Below are 18777 nucleotides of genomic sequence, written 5' to 3'. Positions count from 1 at the left end.
CTAGTCCTTGTCGCGCTTGCGCCACTTGATGCCGGCGTTGATGAAACCGTCGAGGTCACCATCGAACACGTTGGTCGGGTTGTTAACCTCGTAGTCGGTGCGCAGGTCCTTCACCATTTGGTAGGGAGCCAACACGTAGCTGCGCATCTGGTCGCCCCAGCTCGCGGTGATGACACCGGCGAACTCCTTCTTCTGCGCAGCTTCCTGCTCGCGCTGCACCAGAAGGAGGCGGGACTGCAGCACGCGCATGGCGGCCGCACGGTTCTGAATCTGGCTCTTCTCGTTCTGGCAGCTGACCACGATGCCGGTCGGAAGGTGGGTGATCCGCACCGCGGAGTCCGTCGTGTTGACCGACTGCCCGCCGGGCCCCGACGAACGGAACACGTCGACACGGATGTCGCTCTCCGGCACCTCGATGACGTCGGTCTGCTCGATGAGCGGAACGACCTCGACGGCCGCGAAGCTGGTCTGGCGCTTGCCCGCGGAGTTGAAGGGGCTCATGCGCACCAGGCGATGGGTGCCGGCCTCGACGCTCAGCGTGCCGAAGGCGTAGGGGGCGTCCACCTCGATGGTGGCCGACTTGATGCCGGCCTCCTCCGCGTAGCTCGTGTCCAGTACCGTGGCGGAAAACTTGTGCTGCTCCGACCAGCGGAGGTACATGCGCATCAGCATTTCGGCGAAGTCCGAGGCATCCACTCCCCCGGCTCCGGCGCGAATGGTGATGACGGCGGCGTGCGAGTCGAACTCGCCGTTGAGGAGCGTCTGCACCTCCAGATCGCCAAGGACCTTCTGAATGCTGGTCAGTTCGGTGCGCGCCTCGGCCGCGGAATCTTCGTCGCCTGCCTCATTCGCCAACTCGACGAGCACTTCCAGGTCATCGAGGCGTGACTCGATGCTGACGATTTTTGCGAGCTCCGCCTGGCGGTGGCTCAGGTCGCTGGTGACCTTCTGCGCCTTCTCGGTGTCGTCCCAGAGATCGGGCACCCCGGCCTGCTCGGAGAGGTCGGCGATTTCGGCCTTGAGCTTGTCGACGCCGACAACGGCTCGAATGTCGCCAAAGGTCGACCGCAGGGCAGCTATTTGCTCAGAAATATCAAGGTCGATCATGTCCATCACAGTCTACCGGACCCGGTCGCGCCGGGCCCGGGCGGTCACCACCCGCGAAGCTCGTCTAACGAGTTCTGGCAGAACACGAACGAACCGGACACGGCGACCGAGAGTGATCACAGAAGCAGGTACTTGTTCGCGCGCCAGAGCTCCCACGGAAGGGATTGGCATGTCTCCCGTTCCCCCACCGTCCGCCCGCATCGGCCTGACGACACTCATCGTGCTGTCGATCTGTGTGATCGTCGGACTCGTCGCCATCGTGGTGCTGCTGCGCGGCTAAACCGGTTTGTGACGGCGCACGCCGGGGCCGCACACCGCGGGTAGCATCGAAGTGATGAGTAGCGACGAGACACCCTTCCAATGGCGGTCCATCGCACTCCCGGCCTTCCTGCCGACGCTTCTGTTCTCCATCGGTGAAGGCGCGATCATCCCGATCATCCCGCTGGTCGCCGACCGGCTGGGCGCCTCCCTCGCGGTCGCCGGACTCATCGCCGCCATGATCATGGTCGGCGAGCTCATCGGCGATATCCCGAGCGGATGGCTCGTCAGCCGCATCGGCGAGCGCACCGCCATGATCTGCGCGTCCTTTGTCGCCGTCATCGGCCTGGTGCTGTCCACGTACGCACCGAATCCACTGATGCTCGGCGTCGGTATCTTCCTCATCGGAATCGCGACCGCGACCTTCGCGCTCGCCCGTCACGCGTTCATGACGAGTTTCGTTCCGCAGCACTATCGGGCCCGCGCGCTGTCGACCCTGGGCGGCACGTTCCGGCTGGGCTACTTTGTCGGTCCATTTATCGCGGCGGGGGTCATCCACCTCACCGGCTCGACGTCTGCGGTGTTCTGGGTTCATATTGTCGGATGCCTCGGGGCCGGTGCCGTCCTTCTGCTGCTGAAAGATCCGTCCTCGAAGTTCGGCAGCGGCCGCACCGCGCGCGCCGACAGCCGTCCCGCAGGGATCCGCCCCACCAGCGAGCTGGCGCTGTCCGAGGGGCGCGAGTTCGTCGCCGAAGAGTCCCACGGCCTCTTCCACACCATGTGGCTGAACCGGGGAGTCCTCTCCAAGCTCGGCACGGGCGCCGCCCTCATCGGTGCGATCCGCGCGAGCCGCTCGGTCATCCTGCCCCTGTGGGCGGTCAGCATCGGCATCGGTGATTCGCAGACGGCGATCATCATCGGCATCGCCGGCGCGGTGGACTTCGCCCTCTTCTACGCCAGCGGCCAGATCATGGACCGGTGGGGACGCCTCGCGAGCGCACTGCCCTCCATGGTGGGGCTCGGCATCGGCCACCTCGTGCTGGCGTTCAGCCACGACCTGCCGGGCAATGTCGTGTGGTTCATCTCCGTGGCGATGTTCCTGTCGCTGGCCAACGGAATCGGCAGCGGGATACTGATGACCCTCGGCGCGGACCTTGCCGACAAAAAAGACCCCGCGCCCTTCCTCGGGGCGTGGCGGTTCACCGGCGACCTTGGCGGCGCGGGGGCACCTCTGCTGGTCGCCGGTGTCACAGCTGTCTCTTCGCTCGCGCTTGCCACGGGAGTGATGGGAGTGCTTGCACTCCTCGGCGCCGGCATCCTCCTGCGCTACGTGCCCCGGTACGTTCCGCGCGCGCCGAGGCCTCCGCGCAGCTAGTGCACTAGCGGGCGTCGCGCCCCGTGATCGCCAGCAGGCGCAGCTGCAGCGGCGCCGACTCATCCACCTGAATCGGGTCGGCGAACAGGCCGCTCGCCGCGAGGGTCTCCAGCTGCGGTTCAAAGATCGACCACGCCGCCTCGACCAGTTCGTCGTCGAGCTTCTCGTCGGCACCGGCGGCGCGAGCGAGATCCCAGCTGTGGATCGTGACGTCGGAGACCTGCTCCTTGAGGTAGTCCTCGACCGTCACGGTGTCGTACGACAGCTGCACCGTCGCATCGAAAGGCACGCTCGCCCATGCGTCGGTGGCGGCCTTCGAGTGGCGACGCCACTCCCCGACCAGGTCATCACCGAGCGGCTCGAGCTTCTCCTGTGCCTCCTCGACGGTCATTCCCTGCAGAAGATACGGAACCCACTGCTGCTCCTCGGTCACGTGCCGCACGAGGGTATCGATGTCCCAGTCGGTGTCCGGCGTCGGAGCGCTCCAATCGGTGACCGCTGCCAGCCGATCGGCGAATTCTCGGTGGGCGCGGTGCTGCAGATCAATCCAGTCGAAAGCCATGACTCCACGATAGGGAATCAGGGTGGCCAAAAAGCGCGAAAAGCGGTTCGGGATGCCTCGCTACGAGCGAAACCCGTTCGGGAATACACCGGGCACCTCAGGCGTGAGTCCCTCGAGTACTTTTCGACACCTGTCGAAAAGGCGTAAGTGGGTCCGGTCCCACCGCCGCGACGCCTTTCTCCTGGCGCCCTCGACGATCTCGTCGGCGGCCCCTCCCTCCACGAAAGGCACCACCATGACCACCACCGCGCACGCCGCCGTTCTCCGCGGCACCGACTCTCCGTTCTCCTTCGAAGACGTCATTCTCGACGATCTGCAGCCCTCCGAAATTCTCGTGAAGATCGTCGCAACCGGACTCTGCCACACGGACCTCGCCGTCGTGCACGGCGACATCCCCGGCACCTTCCCCTTTGTCCTCGGACACGAGGGCGCCGGCATCGTCGAGCAGATCGGCTCCGGCGTGGGCGACCTGGCCGTCGGTGACCACGTCGCCGTGTCCTTCGCCTCGTGCGGCCGCTGTGCCAACTGCCTGACCGGACGCGAGGCGTACTGCCTCAAGTTCATGATGCTCAACATCGCGGGTGTGCGTGAGGACGGCAGCGGCACCATGACCGCGGCCGATGGCGGAGAGATGCACGGCTCCTTCTTCGGCCAGTCCTCCTTCGCATCGCACGCGATCGTCGCGGCCCGCAACGCCGTCAAGATCGCCCCGGATGTGCCGCTCGAACTCGTCGGCCCCCTCGGCTGTGGCATCCAGACCGGCGCCGGCACCGTCCTCAACTCTCTCGCTGTACCCGCGGGCAGCAGCATCATCGTCAGCGGCACCGGCGCGATGGGACTTTCCGCGATCATGGCGGCCAAGGCCGCAGGGGCAACTACGATCATCGCTGTGGACGTTCTCGAAGAAAGACTCGCTTTTGCGACGAAGCTCGGAGCGACCCACATCATCAATGGCAAGACCGACGACGTCGTCGCAACCATCATGAAGATCACCGAGGGCCTCGGCGCCGCCTACGCGATCGACACCACCGCGGTTCCCGCCGTGATCCAGAACCTCATCAACGCGACCCGCTTCGGCGCCTCGATCGCACTCGTGGGCGTGGGCAAGCCGGACGCCATGCTTCCCCTGGCACTCGTCACCGGTGCGGGCAAGACACTCGTTGGCGCAATTGAGGGCGACGCAGTCCCCCAGGTCTTCATCCCGCAGCTCATCTCCATGTTCCAGGCTGGCACCTTCCCCTTCGACCAGCTGATCACCACCTACCCGTTCGAGCAGATCGAAAACGCCATCGCCGACACGAAGAGTGGCGCGGCCGTCAAGGCCGTTCTGACCATGCCGTGACCGAGCGCGCACGGGACCCCCGCACCGCCCGCACCGTCGCATCACTACGCACGGCGCTGCGGGAGTCCCTGCGCGATCGCGCCCTCGACGACATCAGCGTCAGCGAGCTGTGCCGCATCGCCGGCGTGCAGCGCACCACCTTCTACACGCACTACTCGAGCGTCGCCGAGTTACTCACCGAAATGCTGATCACCGAGGTGGACGAGCCTCTCGACGTCGTTGACACCACGGGCATGAGCGTGGCGGCAGTGGCTGCCCTGTTCCAGGAGACGCTCATCGCGTCTTTCGAAGTGGTCTCCGCCGACCGTCACCTTTTTCAGGTGGGACTCGACTCGACCGCATCTGTCCCCATGCGCCGGCTACTCACATCCGCTTTTGTGCACAGGTTCGAGATTGCGTTCAGCATCTGGCATCAACACGGCGTCGCCCTCGACGTCGACATCCCGATCGCCTCTGCCTTCGCCGCCGGCGGGCTCACCGCCTCGATGGAGGCGTGGGCGTTCTCGGACGAGACCGACGCCGTGCGCTGGGCCAATACGGTCCGCGACCAGATGGCCCCGTGGTGGCCGCGCGGTGGGCCCGTCGACTCCTGAATGGACGGATGCCTCTGCCTCATGGCCCTCGCTCGCGAAGCGAAACGCGGTGCGCCCTAGGGATCGTGGAACCGCTAAAGTTCCGCTTGGAGTGTGTCTTCCCGGAGACGTCGAACACAGTGATCGACGCGCGACAACCGACTCTCCAGGAGTAGACATGCGGCGACCACGCTCGGCGTTAATCGGGCTGCTCGCCTTCGGGCTCGTCGTCGCATCCGACGTCGCCTACTTCGCCATAATTTACGTGTTCGGCGTAGATCCGCAGGCGCCATCGGCTGTGAACGCGGTGTTCCGCATGCTGACCATCTGGATGCCCGCGGTTGCATTCTGGGTCGCCGCGGCGCTGGCCACAACACGGCGAATGCCCGTGATTCTCGCCGCCCTGGCCGTCACGTCGTGGGCGAGCGGAGCGTTGATCTACAACCTCCTCAAGGGCAGCAACGCAGACGTGCCCTCGCCGGCGCCGTCCGATATTGGGTACCTCGCGTTCTACGCTTTCATGGTCGCGGCGTTCATCGCCCTCGGGTCGATCCTGACCCGTCGCGCGATGGTTCCGGTGGCACTGGAGGCGGTCATCGCGAGCCTGGGCACCGCCAGCGTGCTGCTCGTGCTCGTACAACCCCTGCTGGATGAGGCGACTCGACGGTCCGACACCCTGGAACGACCACTCACCCTCATCTATCCCCTCCTCGATGTGGTGCTCGTCGCCATCACCGCCGGATTTGCAAGCAACCCCGCGGTCACCGCAACTCGCAGGATTTGGTGGTTCGTCGCGGGCATCGCGGTGTTTGTGGCCACCGACCTCGCGTACGCCCTGTTGTCCGAGGGAGGCGACTACCGTGCCGGAAATTGGATTGACGGAGGATGGCCCATCGGACTGGCGTTGCTGGCGTGGTGGGCGCTCGGGTTCATCGATTCGGCGCCGAAGCTGACTACGTCGAACTCGACGACGGCGCTCGGACTCATCGCGCCCGTCTTCTCCGTTGTCGCCGCCATCGGCGTGCTGGTGTACGCGTCTCAACGTCCGGTGCACATAGTCGCCGTGGTGCTCGCCACCGTCACCGTCGGACTCACCGCCATTCCCGTCCTGACCCGCCAGACACTTCTGTCCCGCGTGGTGAACGGACAGACGCGAGTGCTGAGCGAACTGCGGGAGCTCGACGAGTCAAAGAGCGAGATGATCACGACCCTCAACCACGAAATGCGCACGCCGCTCACGTCGATCCTCGGCTACCTGGAGATCGTGCGGGACGGCGGTGGAGGCGACATCCCCCGCGAAGCAGACGAGATGCTCGGCGCGGTCGAGCACAGTGCCCGTCGCCTCCACTCAATCGTCGACGAAATGCTGATCCTCACCCGCCTCGACTCCCACGATCTGGGCGTGGAGATGGAACCGGTCAACGTGGGCGATATTGCCAGCCGCGTGGTGAGTCAGCTGGCGCCGATCGCAGAGGGCCGCGGAGTGCTCTTGCAACTGCACCTCGACGAGAACGCGCCCCTTGTGCTCGGGGATGATTCCCGGCTCGGGCACGCGCTCACAACAGTCGCGGAGAATGCGGTGAAGTTCACGCCTAACCGCGGGTCGGTCACCGTCTCCGTGACGGTTCGCAAGCATCTGCGACCCGTCGTCGTCACGGTGACCGACACCGGAATGGGGGTACCAGCCGATGACCTCCCCCGCCTCTTTGAGCGCTTCTTCCGGGCGACCAACGCCACGCAATCGGCCGTCGGCGGATCGGGACTCGGGCTGTCGATCGCCCGCGGAATCGTGGAGCTGCACGGCGGTCGCATCCGTGCGGAGTCGGTACTCGGCGAGGGCACGACCATGATCATCACGCTGCCTTCCGCGGACTAACGTGCGGGCGTGAACAAACCCGAAACGTCGGGGCGGTACCGTACAAGGATGGACGAACTTACCCAGACCGAGGCCATCGATCTAGTCGGACGGTACGAGGCGGAACATCGCATTCCCGCAACGATGCGCGCCGACGTTCGCATGCTCGGCGATCTCCTCGGACGAGTACTTCGCGAGAGCGGCTCCGCGGGGCTGTATGACGACGTCGAGCGCCTCCGCATCGCGACAATTCAGGCGTACACGGACGAAACTCCCGAAGCTTTCGCCCGTGCCGTGGGCATCGCGGATGAGTTCAGCATTCAGCGCGCCGACGAAGTTGCCCGGGCGTTCACCGTGTACTTCCATCTCGTGAACCTCGTGGAGGAGCACCAGCGGGTACGCATTCTGCGCGAGCGCGAGGGTCGCACGGTATCCGACGATCCGTCCAACTCCCTCGGAAGTGCATTCGCCCGGTTGAGCGAAGAGATCGGCTCTGATGCTGCCGTCGCCCGCCTGCAGGGCATGCGGTTCCACCCCGTCTTCACCGCGCATCCCACGGAGGCACGCCGACGTGCAGTGTCGACAACCATCCGGCGCCTCTCGGAGCTGCTGGGTGACCGTGACGTCTCGAGCAGCGAGGCAAACAGCGCGCGCATCGAGCGCAGCATGCTCGAGGAGGTCGAGACGCTGTGGCGAACTGCGCCCCTGCGCACCGACAAGCCGACACCGGTCGACGAGGTGCGGTCGATCATGGCCGTATTCGACGAGACCCTCTACACCTCGATTCCCGAGGCCTACCAGCGCTTCGACGACGTTCTCCGGGGCGACCACCCGAGCAATGAACCTCCCCTCGTGCGACCGTTCGTTCGCCTGGGCACCTGGGTCGGCGGCGATCGCGACGGGAACCCGTTCGTCACCGCCTCCGTGACGAAGAAGGCCGCCGGGATCGCCAGCGAGCACGTTCTCCTCGGTCTCGAGCGCACCGCCAGCCGGGTCGGGCGGGCTCTCACCCTCGACGCGACGACCACTCCGCCCACCGACGAGCTTGTCGAGCTATGGCAGCGTCTGCGCTCCGCCGATGAAGACGCGGCAAAGGAGATCGCCAAGCGGTCGCCGAACGAGCCACACAGGCGCATCCTTCTCCTCATCGCCCGCCGCATCGCGGCCACGCGCACCCGCGACGCGGACCTCGCGTACCGGGACCCCGAACACCTTCTTGCCGATCTTGGAGTCGTGCAGGAGTCACTCGTGGCTGCCGGCGCCACCCGTCACGCGTACGGACAGCTGCAGCACTTCATCTGGCAGGTCGAGACGTTCGGATTCCACCTTGCCGAACTCGAGGTGCGCCAGCACTCGGCCGTGCACAAGAAGGTTCTCGAAGAGATCGAGTCGGGCCAACCGCTCAGCGAACTCGCCGAAGAAGTACTCGAGGTAGTGCGCGCGATCGCCCATATTCAGAAGCGCTACGGTCCCCGTGCGGCCGGGCGGTACGTGGTCTCGTTCACCCAATCAGCGGACGACCTCGCCGCCGTCCACCGGCTCGCGCGTGCGGCCGTCGGACCGCAGGGCACCCCGCCCGTTCTGGATGTGATCCCCCTCTTCGAGACCTTCGCCGACCTGCAGGCAGCGCCCGGCATCCTCGAAGAGATCGTGGAGAACCCGGAGTTTGCCGCGCGCCTGGCCGCAACCGGTCGCCGCATGGAGGTCATGCTCGGCTACTCCGACTCCTCCAAGGACGTCGGACCCGTCGGCGCGACCCTCGCGCTCTACGAGGCACAGCGGCAGATCGCCAGCTGGGCCCGCGACAACGACATCGAGCTCACGCTCTTCCACGGTCGGGGCGGCGCCCTCGGCCGCGGCGGCGGACCGGCGAATTCGGCCATTCTCGCCCAGCCCCCGCACTCGGTGGACGGCCGCTTCAAGCTCACGGAACAGGGTGAGGTGATCTTCGCCCGCTACGGCGATTCCGAGATCGCGATGCGCCACATCGACCAGGTAGCTGCAGCTGTGCTGCTGGCGTCGGCACCGTCAATCGAACACCGCAACGAGGAAGCCGCCACCCGGTTCTCCGATGTGGCAGCGATCATGGACGAGTCATCCCGCGCCCGCTTCTTCGAACTCGTCAAGGCAGAGGGTTTCGCTCCCTGGTTTGCCACCGTCACCCCGATGGAGGAGGTCGGCCTGCTCGCGCTCGGCTCTCGGCCCGCCCGTCGCGGCCTGTCCGTGTCGTCTCTCGAAGACCTGCGCGCGATCCCCTGGGTGTTCTCCTGGACGCAGGCGCGCATCAACCTCACCGGCTGGTTCGGACTCGGCAGCGCCCTCGAGGCTGTGGGCGACGAAGACCGGCTCGTGGAGGCGTACCGCGACTGGCCACTCTTCCGCACCATGATCGACAACGTCGCGATGAGCCTCGCGAAGTCCGACGATCGCATCGCCCGCCTCTACCTCGCCCTGGGTGACCGGGACGACCTGGCTGGCCTCGTACTCGACGAGATGGGCCTGACCCGCGACTGGGTCGTGCGCATCGCCGGCGGTGGTTCGCTGCTCGCCAACCGCCCCGTCCTGCAGCGCGCCGTCAAGATGCGCAGCCCCTACGTGGATGCGCTCTCCCTGCTGCAGCTGCGGGCACTCCGCGCCCTGCGCGAGGCTCCCGAGGGCGTCGACGCCGATCCGGATCTGCAGCGACTGTTGCTCCTCTCGGTCAGCGGAGTCGCCGCCGGCCTGCAAAACACGGGCTGATCCACCGCGACGGGCCGTCTACCGCCTCAGCGGAAGACGGCCCGCGCGACGGTGCTCGCCTCGATACGAAACCCGTCGGGCGCTAGCAGATTGAGCACCGGAGGACGCCAGTACGCCGAGAGAGTGACCCGCGCGCTGAGCCCATCCGGCGTGCCCGCGTGCTCCACGGCCAACCCCGCGAAATTGCCGCGCGCGTTGTCGGCGACGTACTCGTTCACCGCGGCGGAGATCTGCGACGAGCGCAATCCGGGGCGCGGGCCGTCGCCGGTCAGTGAAATCGAGGCGATGTCGAATGACTCTGCCCCGACGAGGGCGGCGCCGTCCGCGAGGTCGAACAGCCGCTTTTGTTCGAGATACAGGGATGTCGCGGCCACTCCCATCAGGATGACTGTGAGCGTCAGCGCCGAAAAGAAGATGGTGAGGAGGAGTGTGGACCCGTCATCGTCCGACACCCGCACCCGGGTCATCCCGCCGTCCAAAACCGCGACACCTGCTGGGTGGCGCTCGAGCTCAGCGAAACACCCGCGGGCAGATCGGACCCGAACGCCGGGATCAGCGGGAGAGGAACCCGCGCGGTGACGGAGACGGTCACGAAGCCGCGGCGGTGCAGGCAGTCGGAGGCGACCGGTGCGCAACTGATCCGCACCCGGGCCGCGTCGGGATCGATGCCGTAGTCGGCGAGCGTGAGGTCGACGGCGCGTTCGGCACGCACCTGCGCGTCGGCGATGGATGTGCCGCGCACAAAGACCCTCGCGGCCTGCCGGGCAGCTCCTTCCGCCGCCATCGCCCCCGACTGCGCCGACGACAGGGCGAGGATGAGGTAGACCAGCGGCACGAGCAGGATTACCCCGGCGGTGATGAACTCGAGGGACGCGGAACCTCGCTCCGACTCAATCGCGGGATTCCAGCGCCGCATGTCCCACCACCTCGATTCCACGGGCGGGACCGAGCAGCCCGAGAAGGGGCAACGGGGTGTCGACGGTGACGACCACCAGCTGTCCTGCTGCCGAGTGCTGCACGCTGGCCGAGACATCCCGCGCGTAGCCGTCGCCGACGGCGATGCGGATGAGATCACGCGTGCGTTCCGCGCCCAGCGCAGGGCCGGTGTCAGCGAAGGATCCGAAACGCGCACCCTCGGCTGCCGCGTCGAGCACCGTGTTGCGCACATAGAGCGACAGCGCGAGCTGCAGCACCGACAGGGTCAGGACCGTGAGAAGGGCGCCCACCAACACGAACTCGACGGTCGCCGATCCGGTCTCACTTGAACGTCGTGACGCGGTCAATGGCCTGCTCGAACACTCCGCTCAGGGCCGGTCCCGCGATCGCCCAGATGACGATGACGAGGCCCGCCGTCATCAGGGTGATGAGGACCCAGCCCGGGACATCCCCTCGCTCGTCTTCCGCCCGTGCGCGCACGGCCGCCATGAATCGAGACATCTCTTGTCCTTTCGTTGCTGGTGATGCGTGGTTGTTAGAAGCCCATCTGGAGAACGAAGATGCCCGGGAAGATCGCGAAGACGATGGTGACGGGCAGGATGAGGAACACCAGGGGTATCAGCATCGCCACCTCCTTCTTGCCCGAGACTTCGAGCAGTTCGCGCTTGGCTTCGTCGCGGGCGTCCTGGGCCTGGGCGCGCAACACATCGGCGAGCGGCGTGCCGCGTTCGAGCGCGCCCGTGATCTGGTCGACGACACGGGACAGCGGTGCGAGGTCGAGCTGGCGGGCAAGGTTCGTGAGGGAATCCGCGAGCGGGAGCCCGGTAGAGACGTCGCCCACCACTCCCGAGATCTCGGTGGCGAGCTCGCCACGGGAGACCCGGGAGACCCGGCGCAGGGCGTCGAGAATCCCTTCGCCCGCCGACAGACTGAGCGTGAGGAATTCGAGCACCGTGGGCAGCTCGTCCGTCATGCGACGGCTGCGAGCGGCTGCTGCCCGCTGCAAGGCGTAGTCACGGGCGAGGAAGCCTCCGACGGCGGCGACCCCGACACAGGCAACCTGCGCGGCGATCGGAGCGGACCGCGACTGCCCGATGGCTATCGCGATGACGAGTCCCCCGGCCCCTGCCACGGTCGCCCAGAGCAGCTGGCGCGCACGAAATACCTCGACGCTGATCGGCACCGCTGCCTGGCGAAGCCGTCGGGACGTCACCTCTGTGCCGCCGACGAGTACCGTCACCGACCTCCGAATTCGGCCAAGCAGCGGTTCGAGCAGCACGCCGAAAACGGGCAGCGGGTTCGCGGTGCGCCGATCCAGCATCTCGCGCGCCTGCACGGAGACATCTGCGACATGGGGCGCGATACGCACGGCGAGGCTCGGCCGGCGGAGGCGCGGGGTGAGACTGACCAACAGCCACAGACCGAGACCCAGCGCCAGCCCACACAGGATGCCCGGGGGAACGAGTGCGCTCACCGGAACCACCGCCGCTCCTCGGGAAGGCGCCCGAGACTCATCATCAGGCGGTACGCAATGAGTGACAGCACGGCGCCGAACGCAATGACAGCCGTGCCGGCAGCGGTGTTGTAGGCCGCGGCCGCCTCGGGTCGGGTGGAGAGGAGGATCAGGATGACCCAGGGCGCTGCGACCCCGAGTCGTGCGGCGTTAACGACCCACGACTGGCGCGCCTCCACCTCGGCACGAATCACCGCATCCTGCCGCAGGTACACGCTGAGGTTGCGCAGCACCGCTGCCAACTCGTGTCCGCCGACCTCCCGCGACATCCGCAGGGTCTCCAGGATCCGGTCGGCGACGGGGTCTGCCAACCTGTTCTTCAGCCCGTCGATGGAGGACGAGAAGTTGCCCGTGAGGCGATAGTCCCTTTCGAAGTCGGCGAAGGCCGCACGTGTGGCGACCGGTCCGGTGCGCGCGAGAGACACGATTCCGTCGGGCAGGGCGAGCCCCGACCGCACGGCCGACACGAGGTGATCCACGACGTCCGGCCACACCACACGGGTTGCCCGACGCTGGGAACGTGCGCGCCAGGTGACGACGGCGAGCGGGAGCGTCAGCCCGAGGCATCCCGCAGCTATTCCGATGATGAGGACGGGTGCAAGAGCCAGCGCGATCGCGCCCGCAGCCACTCCGACGATCGTCGAGACGACGATGAGCAGGGGCACGGACACCCGTCCCAACCCCGCCTGCACCAGACGGTCCCGAACGCGGGTGACGAGCGGGGACGGTGTGCGCGCCGGCGGATTGCTCGCCCGGGGCCAGAAGAAGACCGACGAGGTGAGAACGGCGCCTGTTCCGAGCAGGAGGCCAAAGACGACAGCCATCAGCGGCCCTCTGCGAGGACGGCGACGGGGTCGAGCCCGGCAGCCCGGAACTTCGCGGACTTCGAGGGGAAACCTCCGGTCGGTTCGAGCACGCCGTGCACACGGGAGAAGATCGAGCTGGCCTCGATGGTTCCTCCGGAGGTCTGCCCGCTGGGCGCGATGATCTCCGCGATCCGTCGTTTGCCGGAGCGCTGCAGTTCGCAGTGCACAACGATGTCGATGCATCCGGCGACTGTCGGAACCACGAATGACGAGTCGATGTTGCGGCCGGCGAGCAACGGCAGGGTGCAGAGCTTCGAGAGCGCATCGCGTGCTCCATTGGCGTGGATGCTGCACATGCCGGGAAGCCCACTGTTGAGGGCGATCAGCAGGTCCAGGGATTCCGCCTCGCGTACCTCGCCGACGATGAGACGGTCGGGGCGCATGCGGAGGGCCTCTTTGATCAGCCGACGCAGCGTGATCTCACCCGTGCCCTCGAGACTTGGTGCCCTGCACTGCATCGCCACGACATCGGTTGCCGTCAGGTCGAGTTCGAAGGTCTCCTCCACGGTGACGATGCGTTCGGAGGCCCGCGCGACGGACAGCAGGGCGTTGAGCAGGGTTGTCTTGCCGCTTTGGGTCGCCCCCGAGACGAGGATGTTCTGCCCGCTGAGCACACACATGCGCAGGAATTCAGCCGCCTGCCAGGACAACGAGTCCAGCTCGACCAATTGCTGCAGGGTGCGGATGCGCCGGCTGAACTTGCGGATATTCACGGCGAAGTGGCGCAGCGTGATGTCGGGGATCACCACGTGCAGGCGCGAGCCGTCGGGAAGCGACGAGTCCACAAATGGTGAGCTCAGATCTACCCTCCGGCCCGATGATTGCAGCATCCGCTCGACGAGGTCGCGCACTTCGATGTCGGAGAGCTCCAGATCGGTCAGCTGGGGAACGCCGTCGCGGGCCACGAATATCTTGTCGGGCGCGTTGATCCAGATCTCCTCGATGTCGGGATCGTCGAAGTACGGTTGTAGCTTTCCGAAGCCGGTCAGCGTCGCCAGGATCTGATGCGTCGCGCTGGCCTCATCAGGTAACAGCGGTAGCGAGCCCCCGAGCGCTCGCTCGCTGTAGCGCTGCACCTCGTCGCGCACATATCGGTCAGCGAGCGAGGAATCCCGCGACAGGTCGACGCCCTCCCGACGCACACGCTCGCGCACACGATCGGTGATGATGGCCACTGCCCTCGACATGCACACCAGTGTCGACCGAGTTGGCACAACCCGAGGAAAACTATCCACAGGGTCATCCCGAACTTGACGCTGCACGCTCTTGGCTACACTTGATCAGCCCGCGGGAGTGGTGAAATTGGTATACACGCAGGTTTTAGGTACCTGTGCCGAAAGGCGTGAGGGTTCAAGTCCCTTCTCCCGCACAACAGTCGTGTGACACGTCGTGCCTGTTAGCGCACCCGGCCCGCGATGAAATAGGCGACCGGGCCGACGAAGTTCACCGCGATGATCGCGCCCCATAACCCCTTCGGACCGCGAACCCGGGCGGCCGGGCGACGGGCGAGATCCCGCCATGCGGATGCAGCCAGCGTCAGCTCCAGAGTCGCAGCAACTATGAGGGCGATGCGTTGGCCGGTCGTGAGGTCCGACCATTTCTTCCGTGGATGATTCTTCGCCACGCGTTGTTCCCTTTCGTCACGGTGCAGTGTCACCCAGTGTCTTCCGTGAAGCTCCCGGCGTCGAGCGATGGGCCGATTTCAGTCCTACTCTCGCGCTGCGGCCGGGACAAGGACGTTAGTCGCTCCGAGCCCTCGGCATTGTGAGCAAGATGTGAGGTTCGTCCCAAGGCGTTTCATGGGTTGGTGCTAGTACCCTGTCAGGTAGTACCTCCCCGAAGACCGCGCCGATTGGCCGCCTACGGCAACCGACGACTGGAGAAATCTGTGGTTCCCACCGCCCTCATCCCCTGGCTTGACCCGCACACCCTCATTGTCGACTTTGGCCCGTGGGCCGTGCTCGCCGTGTGCGTGATCATCTTCGCCGAAACCGGCCTGCTCATCGGCTTCCTCTTCCCCGGGGACACCCTCCTGCTCATCACGGGCCTTCTCACGTTCCAGGGCGTCATCCACGTCAACATCTGGTGGGTCGCCCTGGCGATCGGTCTCGCCGCATTCATCGGTGGAGAGGTCGGCTATTACATCGGGAAGAAGGCCGGCCCGTCCATCTTCGAGCGCAAGGAAAGCGGCATCTTCAGCGTCGCGAACGTCAAGCGCACGAACGCCTTCTTCGACAAGTACGGCGGATTCGCGGTCATCCTCGCCCGCTTCGTCCCCGTCGTGCGCACCTTCGCGCCGATCGCCGCGGGCGTCGGCAAGATGAACTACAAGAAGTACTCGCTCTACAACGCGATCGGCGCATTCATCTGGGGCGCTGGCATCACGTTCATCGGTTACCTGTTGGGAAACATCCGTCCCGTCGCCGACTTCGTCACGAAGTACATCGACATTGTGCTCGTCGCCGTCGTGCTCATCACCCTGATCCCGGTTGTCTTCCACTACATCCAGGGGGTGCTCCGCGCCCGCAAGGCCAACAAGGATGCAAGCACCACGACCCCCGAGAGCCTGGTTCTCGACGAGAGCCTCTTCGACCAGGACAAGAGCAACGACCGCACGTAGTCGATTGCTGGATGCCACGGCGCCGCGCGCGCTCGTGCGTCCCTGAACTTCTGCACCGCCCGTCTCACGCCCCGGCGTCGAACGGGCGGTGTCGTGTCTCCGGACACCAACTCGATCCCGAGCTATGTCACCTGACCCCAATTCGGGGGTGCGGAGGATCAGATCGCACTCTCGTTAGGGTACCCTCCCTAAGGCAAGCCTTATTAAGGTAAGCCTTACCAACATCGGCACACCCAAAGTGCCGCACAGCGCGATGCAGACAGTCGCGAAGCTGGGCGGCGGCGTGCCCGTACCCAGGAGGATCCGTGGATCACAGCCCAACCCCGGCGGCAAGCATTGCCGCACGGGACGCCCCCCGCTCGTTCCGTCGCGTCGTCGCGACGGTCGTCACCGCCGCGCTGGCCATTGGAGGCCTCAGCCTCGCGGGCGTCGCCCCGGCGAGCGCCGCACCGTCCGCAGCCACCACGGGCACTGTCACGCGCAGCACGTTTACCTGGAACGTCTCCGAGCAGGTCCACTCGGCTCTGCCGAACGCCACGGTCACCGATGGCGTCACGGTGGATGACACCACCCACGCGTTCACCTGGAGCAATGGAACCGGTTCCGTCAACACGACGACGGGAGCCTCCGACATCAGCTACACCGGATCGGCACGCGTCGCGTTCACCTCGGGATCCACCGAGTACTACTCGATCGTCCTCGCCAACCCCGAGGTCACGGTAGATGCCGCCGGCAACGGTGCGATCATCGCCGACGTGAGCTACGCAGTCATCGCGTTAGGCCCGAACAACCCGGCGGTATCGGGAACGACGGCCGATGTCGTGGTGACCCGATTCACCACTGGCAATGGCACCGGCGACGTCTGGACAACCGCCGACGGTACCAGCACGCTGACAGATACCCCCGTCTGGGCAAACGTCATCGCGCCCAACAGCGCGGATGCCACGTTCGCCGGGCTTGCCGCCGACCTCCCACTGGACGGCAAGTCGTTCGCAAAGGAATACCTCGCTGCGCTTCCCTCCACGCTTCGGCCTCACTTCTACGCCTCCGGTACCGCGGCGACGCCGACAGCCTCCAACCCCAAGAAGGCCCCCAGCGCCTTTACGCAGACAGCCAAGCTCGTCACCCCAACGGTCGACGCAACCGTGTCGACGGATTCCTACGCAACGGGCGTATCGATCCCCGTCACGGGCAACGGCTTCCGCGCAGTCACCAACACGGGTGATGCGGGCGTCTACGTTGCTCTCGCGCCGGTGGGAATGACGAACTTCTCGTCCCCCGCCGGGTTCCTCGGTGCGCAATGGTTGAATGCAGCGGCTCTCAGCACAGGTGCCTTCTCCAAGACCCTCCTGGTTCCGGCGTCGAAGCTCGACCCGACCAAGAGCTATGCCGTGTACACGTGGCAGGCACACACCCACTCCAACACCAGCCAGGACACACAGACGCCGGTCACGATTGACTTCGCCGCCCTGGCCTCTGCGACGACGCTCACCGTTGCCCGCACGACAATGACAACGGCAAACTCCACCACGCTGACCGCCGGCGTTACCAGTGGCGCCACCGGAACCGTCGAGTTCTTCGACGGATCGACCTCCCTCGGATCCGCCCCGGTCTCGGGCACGACCGCTACGTTGACGGTGTCCAAGCTCACGGCCGGCACCCACAGCATCACCGCCGTCTACTCGGGTAACACCGCACTCGTGCCCAGCACGTCGACCGCGGCATCAATCACCGTCACGTCCGCACCGGCAGTGCGGGTCAACTCCTACACGGGAAGCCTCAGCGGCGGACTGAAGATCAACGTCTCGGGCAGCGGATTCCGCGGAGTGACCAACTCGGGTGACGCGGGAATCTACATTGGCGTCACGCAGGCGGGTGGGTTCACCGACCACAGCAGCGCCAACATGGGCTCCTTCCTCGGCACCCAGTGGATCAACGCCGCACTGCTGAACTCGCAGAACGGCAGCTTCACCATCGATCTGGCGTCCATCCCGGCCGCCAAGCTCGACCCGACGAAGTCGTACTCCATCTACACGTGGCAGGCTCACACCTACTCGAACGACAGCCAGGACACCGAGATGCCGATCACGATCGACTACGGAACGCTCACGCACGATGCATCCACTGTCAGCGTTTCGCTGTCCGCATCGACCGTCGCCAACGGATCCGCTGTCAACGCGTTCGCAGCCGTGCCGGCCGGCGCAACCGGAACCGTCGACTTCTACGAAGGGTCCACCCTGCTCGGTTCCGCACCGATCGGCGACGGGGTCGCGAAGAAGTCCCTCACTGTCTCCGGTGTCGGTTCACACGCGATCACCGCTACCTACGCCGGTGACGCCCGCTTCACCGGCAGCACCTCGGCCGCGACAGTCCTCACCATCGGCCCCGCGCCGACCGTGGTAACGCTCACCACCTCCACCGCCAAGGCAATCTCCGGCAAGGCGTTCAGCGCCACCGTCGTTGCGACCAACCGCGCCACGACGGGATCGGTGCGCTTCTCCCTCAACGGAAAGGCCATCGCCACCCGCCCGCTCGTCAGCGGCAAGGCCAGCATCATCTTCGGATCGATGCCTGTCTCGACCAACAAGTTGACGGTGACCTACCTCGGTAACGCCGACTACGCGCCGGCCACGTCCAAGACCGTTGCGTTCATCGTGCAGAAGGCGACCACCGCGAAGGTCGTCGTGGGCGGTGGCTCATTCGCCAAGAAGACCACCCCGGTCGTCGCGGTGAAGGTCTGGCCGCTCAGCAACGGGCAGTACGCCACCGGAAAGATCAACCTCTACGTTGGCAACAAGCTGGTCAAGACGGTCACGATGACCGCCGCCAACAAGGGCACGATCAAGACCACGCTGCCCAAGCAGACGAAGTCGATCACCGTGCACGCCCTGTACGTGGGCACCGCGACCGCCGCGGGAAAGACGTCCGCGGCCATCACGCTGAAGGCCAAGTAACACCGCACTAACGCGCCAGGGCGAGACGGAAGCTGTGCTTCTGTCTCGCCCTCGTCTTGTTAACGCAGTGCTTCGGGA

At 65.9% G+C, this 18777-nt stretch carries 17 protein-coding genes and 1 tRNA gene; 8 read left to right on the top strand and 10 right to left on the bottom strand.

Annotated features, from left to right (window positions below; all coding sequences use genetic code 11):
• On the bottom strand, positions 1 to 1107 hold the full coding sequence (gene prfB / locus HB677_RS01670; RefSeq protein ID WP_213813905.1) for a peptide chain release factor 2: 1107 nt from the start codon (positions 1105 to 1107) through the stop codon (positions 1 to 3).
• A gap of 334 nt (positions 1108 to 1441) precedes the next feature.
• Between prfB and HB677_RS01665 the strand changes: the two genes are divergently transcribed.
• Positions 1442 to 2740 carry an MFS transporter gene (locus HB677_RS01665; RefSeq protein ID WP_213813904.1) on the top strand — a complete coding sequence of 433 codons (1299 nt, stop codon included), beginning with the start codon at positions 1442 to 1444 and terminating at the stop codon, positions 2738 to 2740.
• A gap of 4 nt (positions 2741 to 2744) precedes the next feature.
• On the opposite strand, the gene HB677_RS01660 is transcribed toward HB677_RS01665, so the two are convergent.
• A complete protein-coding gene (locus tag HB677_RS01660) occupies positions 2745 to 3302 on the bottom strand; it encodes a TIGR03086 family metal-binding protein (protein ID WP_213813903.1) in 558 nt (185 codons plus the stop codon).
• A 235-nt stretch (positions 3303 to 3537) separates the two neighbouring features.
• Here HB677_RS01660 and HB677_RS01655 point away from each other — a divergent pair, with 235 nt between their 5' ends.
• From HB677_RS01655 to HB677_RS01640, 4 genes are all read left to right on the top strand, one after another.
• Complete coding sequence (locus tag HB677_RS01655; protein ID WP_213813902.1) at positions 3538 to 4644, top strand: NAD(P)-dependent alcohol dehydrogenase; 1107 nt, start codon at positions 3538 to 3540, stop codon at positions 4642 to 4644.
• Entirely contained in the window at positions 4641 to 5237 is a 597-nt protein-coding gene (locus tag HB677_RS01650; protein WP_213813901.1) for a TetR/AcrR family transcriptional regulator, read from the top strand. The genes HB677_RS01655 and HB677_RS01650 overlap by 4 nt, the downstream gene beginning before the upstream one ends.
• A 157-nt stretch (positions 5238 to 5394) precedes the next feature.
• Entirely contained in the window at positions 5395 to 7092 is a 1698-nt protein-coding gene (locus HB677_RS01645; RefSeq protein WP_213813900.1) for a cell wall metabolism sensor histidine kinase WalK, read from the top strand.
• Between the two features lie 48 nt (positions 7093 to 7140).
• The gene (locus HB677_RS01640; RefSeq protein ID WP_213813899.1) at positions 7141 to 9810 is read left to right on the top strand and encodes a phosphoenolpyruvate carboxylase; all 2670 of its coding nucleotides are present in this window, start codon (positions 7141 to 7143) and stop codon (positions 9808 to 9810) included.
• Positions 9811 to 9836: 26 nt separating this feature from the next.
• Here HB677_RS01640 and HB677_RS01635 read toward each other — a convergent pair whose 3' ends face one another.
• Genes HB677_RS01635 through HB677_RS01605 form a run of 7 tightly spaced genes read right to left on the bottom strand, consistent with a single transcriptional unit; the run spans position 9837 to position 14312 of the window.
• A complete protein-coding gene (locus tag HB677_RS01635; RefSeq protein ID WP_213813898.1) occupies positions 9837 to 10277 on the bottom strand; it encodes a pilus assembly protein TadG-related protein in 441 nt (146 codons plus the stop codon).
• Complete coding sequence (locus tag HB677_RS01630; RefSeq protein ID WP_213813897.1) at positions 10274 to 10726, bottom strand: hypothetical protein; 453 nt, start codon at positions 10724 to 10726, stop codon at positions 10274 to 10276. Before HB677_RS01630 ends, HB677_RS01635 begins: the two co-directional genes overlap by 4 nt.
• Entirely contained in the window at positions 10701 to 11093 is a 393-nt protein-coding gene (locus tag HB677_RS01625) for a TadE/TadG family type IV pilus assembly protein (protein ID WP_213813896.1), read from the bottom strand. The genes HB677_RS01630 and HB677_RS01625 overlap by 26 nt, the downstream gene beginning before the upstream one ends.
• Positions 11068 to 11247 (bottom strand): hypothetical protein, encoded by a 180-nt coding sequence (locus HB677_RS01620; protein ID WP_213813895.1) that lies wholly within the window; start codon positions 11245 to 11247, stop codon positions 11068 to 11070. The genes HB677_RS01625 and HB677_RS01620 overlap by 26 nt, the downstream gene beginning before the upstream one ends.
• Positions 11248 to 11281: 34 nt before the next feature.
• Positions 11282 to 12220: a type II secretion system F family protein gene (locus tag HB677_RS01615; RefSeq protein ID WP_213813894.1), complete on the bottom strand. Its 939-nt coding sequence runs from the start codon at positions 12218 to 12220 to the stop codon at positions 11282 to 11284.
• Positions 12217 to 13083, bottom strand: coding sequence for a type II secretion system F family protein (locus HB677_RS01610; protein ID WP_213813893.1), 867 nt, complete (start codon positions 13081 to 13083; stop codon positions 12217 to 12219). The genes HB677_RS01615 and HB677_RS01610 overlap by 4 nt, the downstream gene beginning before the upstream one ends.
• Entirely contained in the window at positions 13083 to 14312 is a 1230-nt protein-coding gene (locus tag HB677_RS01605) for a CpaF family protein (protein ID WP_213813892.1), read from the bottom strand. The genes HB677_RS01610 and HB677_RS01605 overlap by 1 nt, the downstream gene beginning before the upstream one ends.
• A 100-nt stretch (positions 14313 to 14412) precedes the next feature.
• On the opposite strand from HB677_RS01605, the gene HB677_RS01600 reads away from it, so the two are divergent.
• A tRNA-Leu gene (locus HB677_RS01600) sits at positions 14413 to 14494 on the top strand.
• 27 nt (positions 14495 to 14521) lie between these two features.
• On the opposite strand, the gene HB677_RS01595 is transcribed toward HB677_RS01600, so the two are convergent.
• Complete coding sequence (locus HB677_RS01595; RefSeq protein ID WP_213813891.1) at positions 14522 to 14749, bottom strand: PLDc N-terminal domain-containing protein; 228 nt, start codon at positions 14747 to 14749, stop codon at positions 14522 to 14524.
• 264 nt (positions 14750 to 15013) lie between these two features.
• Here HB677_RS01595 and HB677_RS01590 point away from each other — a divergent pair, with 264 nt between their 5' ends.
• Both HB677_RS01590 and HB677_RS01585 read left to right on the top strand, forming a co-directional pair.
• Complete coding sequence (locus HB677_RS01590; RefSeq protein WP_213813890.1) at positions 15014 to 15745, top strand: DedA family protein; 732 nt, start codon at positions 15014 to 15016, stop codon at positions 15743 to 15745.
• A 305-nt stretch (positions 15746 to 16050) separates the two neighbouring features.
• On the top strand, positions 16051 to 18699 hold the full coding sequence (locus tag HB677_RS01585; protein ID WP_213813889.1) for an Ig-like domain-containing protein: 2649 nt from the start codon (positions 16051 to 16053) through the stop codon (positions 18697 to 18699).
• Positions 18700 to 18777: the final 78 nt, after the last annotated feature.

Origin of the sequence: Glaciihabitans sp. dw_435 (genome assembly GCF_018449675.1) — a bacterium.
GTDB lineage: Bacteria > Actinomycetota > Actinomycetes > Actinomycetales > Microbacteriaceae > Glaciihabitans.
This window is presented reverse-complemented; position numbering and strand designations above follow the sequence as displayed.

Coding starts and splice junctions, on each gene's coding strand:
- prfB (WP_213813905.1), bottom strand. CDS start 1,107: ATGATCGACCTTGATATTTCTGAGCAAATAGCTGCCCTGCGGTCGACC.
- HB677_RS01665 (WP_213813904.1), top strand. CDS start 1,442: ATGAGTAGCGACGAGACACCCTTCCAATGGCGGTCCATCGCACTCCCG.
- HB677_RS01660 (WP_213813903.1), bottom strand. CDS start 3,302: ATGGCTTTCGACTGGATTGATCTGCAGCACCGCGCCCACCGAGAATTC.
- HB677_RS01655 (WP_213813902.1), top strand. CDS start 3,538: ATGACCACCACCGCGCACGCCGCCGTTCTCCGCGGCACCGACTCTCCG.
- HB677_RS01645 (WP_213813900.1), top strand. CDS start 5,395: ATGCGGCGACCACGCTCGGCGTTAATCGGGCTGCTCGCCTTCGGGCTC.
- HB677_RS01640 (WP_213813899.1), top strand. CDS start 7,141: ATGGACGAACTTACCCAGACCGAGGCCATCGATCTAGTCGGACGGTAC.
- HB677_RS01635 (WP_213813898.1), bottom strand. CDS start 10,277: ATGACCCGGGTGCGGGTGTCGGACGATGACGGGTCCACACTCCTCCTC.
- HB677_RS01630 (WP_213813897.1), bottom strand. CDS start 10,726: ATGCGGCGCTGGAATCCCGCGATTGAGTCGGAGCGAGGTTCCGCGTCC.
- HB677_RS01620 (WP_213813895.1), bottom strand. CDS start 11,247: ATGTCTCGATTCATGGCGGCCGTGCGCGCACGGGCGGAAGACGAGCGA.
- HB677_RS01610 (WP_213813893.1), bottom strand. CDS start 13,083: ATGGCTGTCGTCTTTGGCCTCCTGCTCGGAACAGGCGCCGTTCTCACC.
- HB677_RS01605 (WP_213813892.1), bottom strand. CDS start 14,312: ATGTCGAGGGCAGTGGCCATCATCACCGATCGTGTGCGCGAGCGTGTG.